Annotated in this window: 6 protein-coding genes; 1 reads left to right on the top strand and 5 read right to left on the bottom strand. The window is 50.6% G+C overall.

Features of this window, described 5'->3' with window-relative positions; all coding sequences use genetic code 11:
- Nucleotides 1-857 precede the first annotated feature (857 nt).
- The 3 genes from HMPREF2996_RS00310 to HMPREF2996_RS00325 all read right to left on the bottom strand — a co-directional run bounded on the left by HMPREF2996_RS00310 (nucleotide 858) and on the right by HMPREF2996_RS00325 (nucleotide 8,395).
- On the bottom strand, nucleotides 858-1,826 hold the full coding sequence (locus tag HMPREF2996_RS00310) for a glycosyltransferase family 4 protein (protein WP_070729559.1): 969 nt from the start codon (nucleotides 1,824-1,826) through the stop codon (nucleotides 858-860).
- Between the two features lie 9 nt (nucleotides 1,827-1,835).
- The gene (locus HMPREF2996_RS12610) at nucleotides 1,836-3,677 is read right to left on the bottom strand and encodes a glycosyltransferase (protein WP_141757461.1); all 1,842 of its coding nucleotides are present in this window, start codon (nucleotides 3,675-3,677) and stop codon (nucleotides 1,836-1,838) included.
- A gap of 218 nt (nucleotides 3,678-3,895) precedes the next feature.
- Complete coding sequence (locus HMPREF2996_RS00325) at nucleotides 3,896-8,395, bottom strand: glycosyltransferase (RefSeq protein WP_070729564.1); 4,500 nt, start codon at nucleotides 8,393-8,395, stop codon at nucleotides 3,896-3,898.
- 209 nt (nucleotides 8,396-8,604) lie between these two features.
- Here HMPREF2996_RS00325 and HMPREF2996_RS00330 point away from each other — a divergent pair, with 209 nt between their 5' ends.
- Entirely contained in the window at nucleotides 8,605-10,908 is a 2,304-nt protein-coding gene (locus HMPREF2996_RS00330; protein ID WP_070729566.1) for a hypothetical protein, read from the top strand.
- 1 nt (nucleotide 10,909) lies between these two features.
- Here the strand turns inward: HMPREF2996_RS00330 and HMPREF2996_RS00335 are convergent, their stop codons facing one another.
- Complete coding sequence (locus HMPREF2996_RS00335) at nucleotides 10,910-11,803, bottom strand: ABC transporter ATP-binding protein (RefSeq protein WP_246822953.1); 894 nt, start codon at nucleotides 11,801-11,803, stop codon at nucleotides 10,910-10,912.
- Nucleotides 11,751-12,632 carry an ABC transporter permease gene (locus HMPREF2996_RS00340; protein WP_168166660.1) on the bottom strand — a complete coding sequence of 294 codons (882 nt, stop codon included), beginning with the start codon at nucleotides 12,630-12,632 and terminating at the stop codon, nucleotides 11,751-11,753. The genes HMPREF2996_RS00335 and HMPREF2996_RS00340 overlap by 53 nt, the downstream gene beginning before the upstream one ends.
- Nucleotides 12,633-12,794 lie beyond the last annotated feature (162 nt).

A 12,794-nucleotide genomic window follows, 5' to 3' on the forward strand; every position in this document is an offset into this window, starting at 1 on the left:
AAAAGAAGCGGAACTAAACCCAGGACGCTTCACAAGGTCCATCACCGCCCTGTAATCAGTCGCAATCGGACCCTTTTGGCAATGCCACGTGCCCTGAAGTCACGCGGTCACCAAAGAGTTCCCCCCGAAAACTGCAGTGTTACTCGATATTCACTACGGTGTTACTAAATGCACGCCCGCAACAATACCAGTTCGGCGGCAAGCCTGTCGGTGTGGTAGATGCCTTTGGAGTAGTCGTTGCGGTAGGTAAGCTGCTGTAATCAGCGTTTAGGCGAGGCAGGTTATGCCGACCGCGGTTTTACTTAGGATGGCAGTGTATTGCCCGGACGGCCCCATTGTCCTTGAGAGGCGCCTGCTGACTTATTTAGGTTTCGATTGACAATGGTCAAGAATGCGAACCGATTTACAGGCGCGCATCAAGGTTTAGCGATCGGGATGCTCCGAACAGTTTGTAGATGCGTTGTTCACGTCACGCTACGACTTCTTTATCGAGTGTGTAGAGGCCTGATTCCCTACTTTGATGCATCGGCTGCACCCCGCCGGAACCGCGGATTTCCCTAGATGCAAATGCAATCGGACGATGCGGCTCGATCACTAGATCCGCAGCTTCAGACCAATATTCCGTTACGTATTTCCTACATAGCCGGTCTCAATGGAGATTTTCCCATACCGCCACAAGATTCGACCGAAATGCCTATCCATCAAACCAAATCCCTAAGAGGGATCAGCGTTATCAAGCGGTGGATGCGCCAGCACCGATAACGACGATCGGTTTTCGCCATCTCGCTACTGCCGTTTCATTGGTGACCTCAAAACGGAGAATAACCAATCACACGCAATGAACAAACTTAACTCCACTACAATGTCGAAATCAGCTGGCTCATTGCCTGGATATCGCCTACTGGAACGGAATAAAGCTGGCCTCGATCATTGTGCATATCAAGCACCGGAAGCTGAAAGGCTACACAAGGCAATCCGCACTCCATTGACTCGGCGATTGCGTAGCCAAAAGACTCCATAAGTGAAGTGGATACATAGACTCCACCGCGGTCACGCGCTGAGCGGTACAGGGTGGATATCTCCGGCTGAGACAAGTTCATATAAAACTGAATCCTGTCTCGCACCCCCATTGCGTCGCACTCTGACAGAAATCTCGAAGTACGAATTGGGTCGTGTTCCAAGCTGACAACGAAAATACCAAAATAGTTTTCAGGAAGCTGTGCGAGTGCTCGCACAGCGTACTGGTATCCTTTATCTTTGTCGAAACGGCCGACCCAAACGATCGGGCGCAGAGTCGAATCGGCGAGTTTTGGATCTCGATCAAAGAAATCAGACGGCCCTTCCGAGGAAAAGACTCGATGATCTACCAAGTTAGGCGTCACGATCAGCCGAGCAAGAATTCGACGCGGTAAGCGCTCGCCGATCTTTAATCTCATCACCTCCGAAGGCACAGCAATCTGGCTCATCTTATCAACATCGAGTTCCTTGAGCTCTTCCCCAACAACAGTCATATTTGACGAGTGGAATTCATAAACCACGGCAACGTCAGAGTCTTTAACCAATGCGTTAGCAATCTTAGGCGTACTCAAGACATGAACCGAGTCGTATTCCATGCGACTGACTATGTAGGTCAAATAAGCAATCGCTCGATCCTCACGAATAATTCGAACATTTACGTTCGCGATATCAGAGAACGTACGCAGGCCGCCCCTATCGTTGAAGAAAACTACGTCGAAATGGGTATTCGGCTCGTCCGCTGCTCTTCCACGAATGACCGATGAAACTCCACCCTTGGAGCAGTTAGGATAAATAATCAACTTCCGCATTGGTTTCTCCTAATGATTGGTCGCTTGCGGGTTCATAATCTCAAGCATCTCCCGGGCTCGGTCGTCCCACGACGCACTGTCAAGGAATCTATTTAACTCCTCAACTTCAGCGTCGGTAAGGTCCGAGGCTAATGCGCTCTCGATAGACTCAACGAACTCATCGACGCCACGGTAAACCCACGTTGAAGGGTACTCTTGAACCATTCCCATCGGGGCGCTAACGCAACGCAGTCCCCATGCGAAGTACTCGTAAATCTTATTAGGATCCACCGATCTCGTAAGAGGTATGTCCGCAAACGGAATGAGCCCGACCTTCCATGTCTGAACCAGCGGTCGGAGTTCGTCGTGACTCTTCGGCCCTAAGTACTCCACGTTCCCCGGCAGCTTAATATTCTTCGGCATTCCATGACCGACGATCTCAAATATCACGTCGGGTAGGCGTTTCGCCGCCTCAATTACCAATGGCCAGTCGAACCAACTCTCGGTCAAGTGCCCGACGTAGCCGACCTTATTGGAAGAGTTCCGCTGGGCTGTTACTTGCGGTGTTCGCAATCCCTTTGTCGTCTCGATTACGTGCTTATTGACAGCATTCGGTATGACAAAGTGACGCTTCAAGGGGGGATAGAGCGAGACTAACTTGGCATCAAGAGCAGTACTAACGCTGACAACAGTGTCTACCATCCGGAGCATTTGACGTTCGAGCTGCGGGTCATACCATTTCGAATAGCCAACTCGATTGAATTCCTCCATATCATCACGGCACTCATAAACCGTGTTCCAGCCAGCTGATTTCAAACGCTGAACTGCTGTAACGCTCTGAATACTAGGGAACGACGAACAGATAAAAGTGCTGTTTTTGGGTTCACGCTCTTCGACCACAACCTCGATCAAGCGGTCGAAGTCAAATCTTGGCACCTGTGCCAGCCGATCGCTGACTTCTGCAGGGAACCCTTTCAAAGAGCCAAATGGGATAAAAACTACTCCAATCCCCGCACGGCTATAGGCCGCGGCCAGGTTATTCGGACGCAAGGCCAAGGTTTCATGCCCCAATGGCGGAGCCGTCGTATCAATGATTAATAACGGAGTTTCAACGCCGAGCTGCTGAATAAAAGATTCAATACTAAAGGACTCTTCCGATGCATCGCCGCGCTTGAACGGGCCTAAAATATCCGCTTGAGACTTCCCCCAGTCCATCCCTTTTATCTCGAGGGAAACCGCCTCTTCAGGAACCTCAATCGTGCAGTTAAACTCTGTTTCTTCGTTTGGACCTGCTGGAAGGCCTATAAAAGAACCAAATTTTGGATTTTGAGGTAGATCCGATGCTCCCAAAAGCTCGTGACCATGACGATCCATAAACCGAATACTCAGTGGAGCAACGGTTTTTAGATCTACACTGGGTACATAGGTTGCCGATAAAGTCAAAGCGCGCTCAGAGGGTTCGAGCGCAATATTCTGTATGAACTCCCGAGATGAAATGCTTGCCGGTGCACCGGACGGAAATCGAAATGCACTCACACCAGTTGATACATCTTGAAAAATGAACTCACCTAAAAGAGCAGTGTTAGTACCCTTCTTCCACTGGCGACCTTCGGCCTCAAAAGTAACCGCATTAGGAGGCACTACAAAGTTCCAGTGGTCCTGAACCGGCTCGCCACCAACAGACGGCGAGAGATAGGCATAGTGCCCGACTGCTTCCGAATAGTGAGACCAATCAGGCAGCTCTACGGCGCCTCCGTCGCTATCCAAGAATTTGAACGCGATGAGCGCAATATTTGGACGATCATCATCGGAAACAGTCTCAACAAACAGTGATACCTTCTGCCCTGGAGAAACACTCTCACGAATACTCACGCCAGCCAGTGGACGCTTCAAAACATCTAACTCTCGAACTGTCACTTATCTTCTCCGTGCTTCCGGTATTGTGGCGATCCGACACGTTTATACGAATGAGTCGTGTGAATCGATGATAGCTTACCGGAAACACTGCAATCGAGCTGGCAAAGTGCTGGGAAAACTGTCCACACTGCCGAGCAGAGAGTTGCTTCAGCCGTGAATTCAATTGACAGCAATCAGACTTCTTCTTCGGCTCTTATTTCTGCAAGTAGCTGTGTGTACACTTCTCGGCTTTCGAAATCCTCCGCTACCGGCTTGTATTTGCGCGGATCACGCTTCTGTGAAAGCACGCGGTCCACGGCACACTCAATGTTTGGAACCAACCACTCAGCTGGATAGATACGATCCGCTCCTGGCCAGTTGAAACAGACCGGCAGCGCGCCTGAGGCAGCACCATCTGCAATCGTCAGATGGAATGACTCAAAGTCACTCGTTGAAAGAACGACCCCCACCTTGGCATACCATTCCGCCATGTCGGAACCGAAACCATCAAAGACCACGCAGCCTGGGTACTGTCGATTTAGCTGCTCAATGCGAGCGTACTGATTATTGTAGTAGTCCATTTCCTGAGGACGGTTTTCCATCCAAGGATAGTCTTCGGGAGTCTTGCCTTTGATGCGCAGGACATATTCTGGGTCCTCCCTGAGGACACCTTCCAAAACGTCTAATGCCAAATCTAGACGCTTAGAACGTGGGACAATCCCAACAAATCCAATCGTTTTTTCAGCCGCTGGCGGCTTAGGAAGGTCCAACGCTGCAATATCAACGGGGTTAGGAATGACCGTAGTCCGCTCGCACGGGACACCGTGTGAAACGACGGCTGCAGAGCGAATGAGCTCGCTTACGAAAATAAAACTGTCCACGCATTCGTGGGCAATTTGCGCTAGGTATGGCCGGAAAAGTTCTTGGGAGTGAACCCGAACTACAAGTCGCTGGTCGCTACGAATCTTGTGGGAATACCATACTGCATTTCCTAAGCCCCACTCGCAGAACACAATGTCAGCTTTTTCGAGCTGTTCCACAGAACGTTGCTCGTCATGTTTGGTATGACTCTCCCATTCGTCGAGTAGCACTTCTGCTCCGGCTGTACGGAGCGCAGCTAGAAGTCCTTGTGCAAACTTCAGGTCGTGACCGGCGACCAAGACCTTCTTACCTTCAAGCAGGTCTAGTTTGTGTACTACTGGGAAAGAAACCTGTGCGGTGGTGTGAGCTGGTGCCGGTTCGTCGCTTTCATCTGCTGGCAGAGTAAGCACTACCTCACCTCCGCCAACGGGCTTTGTCCTCACCAGCGCGCGAGAAAAACCGCCCAAGGACCGATTGCCCAAGTACTCAGCGATGGAATTCCCGCCCGAAAACTCCGAATCATAGCGAACAAATACAGCATCGGTTTCTGTAAACCGCAGGGGCAGTAAAACGTCCTCAGCAAAGGTTCGGTGAACTTGTCCTTCGAAGAAGATTTGGTAGTCCGCTTCTACTGGGGCGTCGGCAAGTGTGGGATAGATTGGCACCTCTACAGAATCCGAATACGCGCGCGTATCTTCAGAAGGATCCTCAGAATCCTCTAGTACCACCGCGACCGGAGGAACCGACTGTTCTAGGACACGAGCTAGCGAGTCGGGAGTCGCCCGCGGGACTACGGCAATATAGCGTGCCGGCTGTAAGCCAGCAACAGCGATACCAGCGGTACGCATCATGATTGCCAGCGCAGTTTCGGTAGTGTGCGCTCTGTATATGGTTCGCATTTGCCGCCAGATCTCGGATAACCGCTCAGTCGGACTCGTCGACCAGGCGTGCAGCCACGCCTCATAGTCTTCTCGACGGTTGGAGTTGGCAATATTCGAGCCCAATGTTTCCGTGATCCCGCGGCTGAATGCGCTGAGGACGATTCCACCACAAGCAGGAATCTCAACGACTCGCCGTGAGAACATAGTCGGTGAGTCCAGAACCGAATTCACATTCAGATGCGCCAGGTGCGATTGGTAGGACTTAATAACCTCGTCGTACGGTAACGCTCCCTGCACGGAAGAACGGTACTTTTCAGGGAACGTGTACGGAGAGTCCGGATTGTTGGCCTGACGATCGTAGATGGCCAACGGATAGTCGCTCGCCGCGGATAGTAGCAAATCGAGGCTCTTGGAACGTTGAGCGTACCGCTCCCCATAGTAACTACCGGCATAGGCAATTGATGATGAGAATTCCCGACCTTTAGGCAATGGATTATGAATTTTTGGCTGCGCATAAAACGGCAGTGAGGAACTCGTGATATTTCGTTGATCTTTAACCGAATGGTATTTGGGAATCATATTGGCGTCCGTAGTGAATACGTGATCACACAATGCAGCATTCGGCGCGAAGCGGGCGAAGTGGACGGGATCTTCCTTATTCCAGAAAAGCGTTGGGATTCCTTTTGCTCGAGCGGACTTCAACAGACCGCGAAGATCAGCGCTTTCCTTATCTGAGTAGTGGCCAATGCCTCTCGCCCACTCACCGCCATTTCCTTCCCATGCGGACTCGATAATGATCAGATCGAGACTTAGTGTTTCGAGTTGCTCTCTCCAGTTTTGGCGGCTTATCAACTCCGTAGTGAAAGACCCTGCCAATGTCGTCCTAGTGAATTCATCACCAATAACGCCTACTCGAAGCTCACCGAGTTGCCGTGTACCGACAACTCGCTTCGAATACTGCTCCGTTGCCAAGGTATGCGCGCGGGTCATTGCAGAGCCAACGGTCTTCCACGTCCTCTCGGTGACTGACCACAGTCGCGCACTGCGCCCCAAGTTTGCGCGAAGCTCAGAGTCTTCAATAACACGCTTCAATGCATGCTCGAGCTCCGCAGAATCATCAGCCTTAAAAAGCAAAGCTCTTTCTGAATTTTTGCCTGCTAAATCCCTATTCGGCGCAACATCGGAAAGAACTGTTGCCTTCTGAGTGGAGAAAGACTCAAGGGGCTTCAATGGGCTAACGAGATCGGTAACAATAGTTGATCGGCGGGGGCAGCAAACGATGTCGAACGTCGACTGTAAGCGCGGCATTTGATCTTGAGGCAACCGGCCAAGGAACCTCACTTTGTCGTCAATTCCGAGTTCCTTAGTTTGCTGCTTCAATCCCTGTTCCGCCGCACCAGATCCCGCAAAAACTATTTGGTGCTCAACCCCGCGAGAATGAAGTGATGCCGAGGCATCGAGTAGTAGGTCAAGCCCTTCATACGCAACCATGCTCCCCGCAAAACCGATGACTGGGACTTCAGTCGAAATTCGGTGTTGCCCGGCAAACTTTTTGTCCTGAGGAAGCGGTAAGAAAATGTCGGGATCGACGGCATTAGGCGCAAGAATGATTTTGCTTTCATCCACGCCACGACTAACAAGCTCATCTTTGACCTGGCGTGTGATCGCGAGAACCGCATCTGCCTCACTAGCAACGAACGTTTCCGCTTTGCGCATGGCTTCAAAACGCTCAGAGCTTTCAAACCCAGGCTTAGCTGAAGCCTCCGTAAACTCCCAAAGCCCTCTCACCTCGTAGACGAAAGGAACACCGACCCTTCGCGCTGCTATCAAAGCCGGTATCGCAGTTCTAAAATTCGACGCCGATTGAATCAGTGCAGGCCGCTGCATGCATGCTTCACGTACAAATGCATCGGCTGCTTCCATGAAGTATCGGTCCAGGGGATCTCGGTTTAGATTCCCACCAGGAAGGTGCACATAATCAACCCCGTCGAGCTTCTTCGAATGGCGGCGAACCGACGGCTTAGCAACATCAGCCTTAGAGTCCCAGGGATACCCAGAGCGCCCAACAACAACCACGTCTTTATCGTTGAGTTGCAATCCCTTGGCCACACCTCGTGTGCGAGTTGAATAGCCATTGGAATTAAAAAGGGGGGTTTGATGAACGCAGTACATTACCCGCCTATGCTCAGCAACATAAGCGGGATCCTGACTGCGTACAGGCAGCAGCGAGTCTAGGTCCAATCTTTCAAAGCCCAGAATTCGCTGAGCCAGTTGGTTACCTCGGTCACTCAGCTCTTCAACTAAGCAAGAATTCTCACGAACTAGGGTTGCTGACTCCACAATGCGGCCCTCGACAAACCACGTGAAGTTGAGAAGTTTTTCAAAGTTATCCGGAGTTGCGTTCTTTTCGAATACTTCCCGAGGTGTCATTTCTCTGCCGAAGCGGAGAGAGTCTCGCGCTATGCCGGTACTTACTCGGCTTCGCCCTGAAGTCATCCGCAACTTGGACTCAGCCCAATTTGTCTGCGATACGACACTACTACGCAGAGAACTCTTGAGCTTCCCCCACTGCTTATTGAACTGTCGCGCTGTGCGAATAGATTCTGCCTTTGGATTATTAGCTATTCGCCGGGACACCCTCACCGGGCTCGACAATGCGCGACCGAGGCGCATCGACTTCGATTGGCGCAGCTTTGCCAGGCGGTCTTCTGCGAGCTTCTTTTCACTCTTAAGCTTTGAATTCTCTGCCTTTAGCCGCTTAAGGTCACTCATTGCTGCTTTAATACGGCGGTCTAAGTCGAGTTTCTCCGCGGACGAGCTACGCAAAAACTCATAGCGTTGCTCCGGCGTCATGGCTTCCAACTCCGCAAATTCCTTGCTCGGTTCTGCCAGCTGGCGAGCTACTCGCAGAGAATGCAGTTTCTTGGAAGACCTAAACTCGTCTGGGTACATATACTCCCTTTCAGCACTACGACAGTCAAAAAGGAAGCTAACCCTAAGACGGCGTAGCAATTCACTACCAATCCTGTCGATCACAGTATCACTCGAGAAAGATTCACTCAGCCGTGGTGATTTACAATCGTCCCCGCTACAATGATGCCCCTCGCTAAACCACTACATATTCGTCACGAGGCTCTTTTTCCTTAGGTATACTCAGCCCAATGACCGCTACCTCGGATGGCTTTAAAGAACGCTACCTGATTCTCTACGAAGTAATGTTCTGCGACTACGAGCAGAACCCTGAAGTATTGAAGAGGTTTCGAGACGTGTGGCTTGCCAATCTAAAGCGAATGGCAAGCTTCAACCTTCCTACTGGCTCTAATATCAAGATCATTGTCTACCTGTCTGAAGACAAAGTAGAAGATAGAAAACTCTTCCTTGAAACGCTCGCCAAGCTTCCTGAGGAGCAAGCTCAACGATTCGTGCATGTCGAATACACACACCCGAAGGAAGGCTACGGATACACCAGCGATTCACATCCGGATCTCTGGAAGAACCCAAACAAGGTCGCGCCACGCCGCGACACACTGTTCGAAAAAGCCTTGAAGAACATTTCACTCGCTAACTACGATCGGTTCATTAGAGCGTCAATCGATGACGATGACTATTTATTGTCTTGGCAGTTCTATCAGCTCATCGAGGCTGCGGACCTAGCCTACGAACCCGGTAAAGTTGTCGGAGTTGGGCTCAGAAACGAAGTTGTCGCTTACGCAGGAAAGAAGACAGCGGACGTAGTCCAGTTTTCTCACCACATGCATGGTAACAAGTTCTATGTAGGTGACGGAGGTGTTTTTCAGGCCCTCAGAAAGCTCAGTCCTTGGAGCATTCCAGAAGTATTCGACGAGAAGAACCGAACACGCTTAGCTAAGGCAGGCGCCACGTTGAAGGTCGTCGAAGGCGGGGCCCCCGGCTATGTTTATTGCCGGTGGGGCCACAACCTTTCGCTCCACGATAAAACGAACTACTACCTGCACAAATATGAATCCATCCATTTTGATTCAATCGAAGGTCTGGTAGAAAAGATCGAGCTCGCCTACTCGCAGCCGAACTACGCAAGCGATGCTGGCATTAAACCTTTAAGCATCCCGCCTGTTAAAGGGACACAGGAGAATTCCCCCAATCACCTCGTAGTCTCTATACAGGAAAACGATGCTGACTCAGAGGATACTTATGCTCTGATCCTTAAGTCCGGCGATGGAAAAATGCTCGCCAACCGCCGTCTCGACCTCAAATCAAAGTTTCCAATAGGAAACCTGACTGGCCTTCCGGAAGACCCTCACAAAATCTTCGGATTTGTGCAGCGCAGGAAGGCAAGCGGCGAGCGCAAAGAACTCCCTGGTCGCGGCCGTATCGACAATGTCAGCTTTATCAAGACGCTAACACTCGAACAGTGGGCCACAAACGTCGAGAAAGTACACACCAATGTGCTTGAAAGACTTAAAACAGCCCTTACTGCTTCCTCGTGGATTTGGGACACCGATCTCGATGAATACTTTGAGTCCCTTAGGCACCAAGCACGTACTAACGAGTCCTCCGGACCAAACACATCCGATATTCGTCTATTGGACTATGTACTGGCTTCAAACATCCCGAGTTCTCTAAGAATCGTAAATCACTTAGCCCAGATCCGTGATTATCTAGATTCTCAGGAGTCTTCGACAAGCCTTACCGAGTTTGACGCGACTCAGCTTCCTGAGGCAACCCCCGGAAGAAACAATTTCAGGTACGGTCCCGCTGAGTTAAACTACTTCTACCGGCCGAATCATGGAAAACCGCTTGTCATAGTTTTCCATGGGAGAAAGGCAGCCGAAGTAACACTCCCTTACCTCCCTGGGAGTGGATTGACTTCTGGCTTAGACGTCGCTTTCATGTCTATCAGCGATCCCTCGCTAGCTTTAGACAGTGAGCTGACCATTGGATGGCACACGGGGTCGATTCATTTCAGGAATCTACAAAAAGATTTAGTGGCCCTTATCAATCATGTCGCTGCTCAGAACAGCTCGCAGCAGGTGATTCTTGTAGGCGGTTCAGCTGGAGGGTTTGCCAGCTTGGTCTTGTCGAGAATGATTCCAGGCTCTACGGCAATCGTATGGAACGCTCAGACGGAGATTCGACGATACTACAAGCGCTTCGTAGATTTCTATGCCCAAATTGCTTGGGATAAACGCTTACCTACCTCTAACAACTCCTCCACAACTGTTTCAGTATTGCAGCTCTACGAGACAACCCCCGCTACAAATCGCGTGGTTTTCCTTCAAGAACAATCCGATACTCACCATGTCAATGAACATTTTCGCCCATTCAGGGAACAACAGGGTTCAGAACCCGATCTGTGGGCTTACGAAAATCACTGGGGCGAAGGGCACGCCCCCGCACCTAAGCCTCTGATTCGGGACTTCATTCTCGCCATCTGCAGTAACAATGTCGATGCCGAACTGGAGCAACTCGGTGCCGAAAGATTCTAACTCAATGCTGACGTTCGAGTCCCTCGCGAGTCCATAGTTCGTCGACTTCATCATCGAACACTACTTCGGTGGGATGGTGAAATCTCCGAAGCATGTCCAAAATGTCGTCTGCATAATCGAGGTCTCCGTTTGCTTTAGCTTGAGACCACTTGTCATACCACTTGACGGCTGAACGCGCTGGGACATCGGTAATAAGTTCCCCTTCGTGCATCCACAGTGCCCGAGAACAGTGCTTCTTTATTGTCGCTGAAGAATGCGAGACGATGAACACCGTACTTGATCCTTCCAAGAATTCGTCCATCCGTCGCTGCGCCCTTGCGTTAAAAGTCGCATCTCCAGTAGCCAAGGCTTCATCAACAAGCAGAATTTCAGGGCGAATTGCAGTTGAAATTGCAAATTTTAGTCGGGCTGCCATACCCGACGAATAGGTTTTCAGCGGCCTATTGATCGCATCCCCTAGGGCGGTCCACTCAGAAATGGGTGCAACCATATCCTGAGCTTCGTCAGGTGCGAGCCCTTTGGCTAGCAACCCGAGTTTCACATTCTCGGCCCCAGAAAGATGATCCTGCAACGCTGCGGATACGCTCAGAAGAGATGGCTTTGCTGAAACATAAATATCTCCATTCGTTGGGATCTCATTTCCAGCAATCATTGACAAGAGCGTGGACTTTCCCGATCCATTCTGGCCCAGAATACCGATCGCTTCCCCCTCTCTCGCTACAAAGGAAAGAGGTTTGACGGCATGGACCAAGCTTCCACGTTTACTCCACGGCAACACGAACTCGCTGCCGTCAGCACCTACGCGGTAGTCCTTCGAAACATTTCGCACGACCACCGAGGGCCTATTTAACTCGTGCGTACGCACCATCTGCCCTCCAGAAATAGATAAACCCACAAATGAATAGCCCAACACTCCAACCGACTAGGTAGGCCCACTGCCCTATCGGTGGAAATAGTCCATCGAGGACGCACGTGCGTACGGCATTGAGGAATTGATAAAGCGGATTTATCTTCATTATGGTTGATAGGGCTAAATGTCCCTCAAAGCGTTCTATCGAATAAAATAAACCAGACAAAAAGAAAAGGCCTTGAACACCGACGCGTATCAAGTTCTTGGCGTCAGGCACGAATGCAGTAATTCTCGAGGTCACAAAAGTGGCTCCCGTGGCCCAAATATGGATGAGAAAATACAGTGGAATGACACCTAGGACTGCCCAAGTTATGCCTTCCGCCTTCTGAAAAACTATCGCTAAGACCACCGCAACGACAGCCGGGATCGAATTCGAATAAAGTGAGCGTAATCCTGTTCCGAGAGGAATAGCAGCGCGAGGGAAATCAAAAGAGCTAATAATGTTTCGATTCCTCTGAATTAGGCCCGAACCGTTGGTCAAGCCTGCGGTGAGGAACCGAAAAAACACGACACCCAATGTCAAAAAACCAAGGAAGTTGTCGATACCGCGGTGGGTATTGAGTATTAGCCCGAATACCAAAGCGTAAATGGCAACCTGAAATATAGGGTCCAGTACCAGCCACATCTTCCCCAAAAACGTCCCCTGCCCGCCTGTGAATGCACTCGTTCGGGCTTGGGCCGTAAGGAAGTGTCGCGTTTTCCATAAGCCTTTAACATAGTCACCGAGGCCTTGTCGCCCGTTTAGGACCTCCAGCGCCGAGCGGTCAACGAAGACAGTTTTTACTTCATCATGCTGACCTTGCTTGCTCGGCACGTTGTCAACTTCGTCCGTTTGGGGGTTGCTAAGAGCATGTTTTCCAGATCGTCGAAACATCAATGCTCCCTCTAGTTATGTTTAATGTCGGTCCCAATTTATCCGTTTGATGTGCCGCCAGAATTATTATTCTACTGACATTGCAGCACCAAGCCTAACTTC

It is taken from the genome of Corynebacterium sp. HMSC066C02, from assembly GCF_001814945.1.
GTDB classification, from domain to species: Bacteria; Actinomycetota; Actinomycetes; order Mycobacteriales; family Mycobacteriaceae; genus Corynebacterium; species Corynebacterium aurimucosum.

Excerpts from the sequence above, each read along its gene's own strand:
- HMPREF2996_RS00325 (WP_070729564.1), bottom strand. The coding sequence starts at position 8,395 with ATGTACCCAGACGAGTTTAGGTCTTCCAAGAAACTGCATTCTCTGCGA.
- HMPREF2996_RS00310 (WP_070729559.1), bottom strand. The coding sequence starts at position 1,826 with ATGCGGAAGTTGATTATTTATCCTAACTGCTCCAAGGGTGGAGTTTCA.
- HMPREF2996_RS00330 (WP_070729566.1), top strand. The coding sequence starts at position 8,605 with ATGACCGCTACCTCGGATGGCTTTAAAGAACGCTACCTGATTCTCTAC.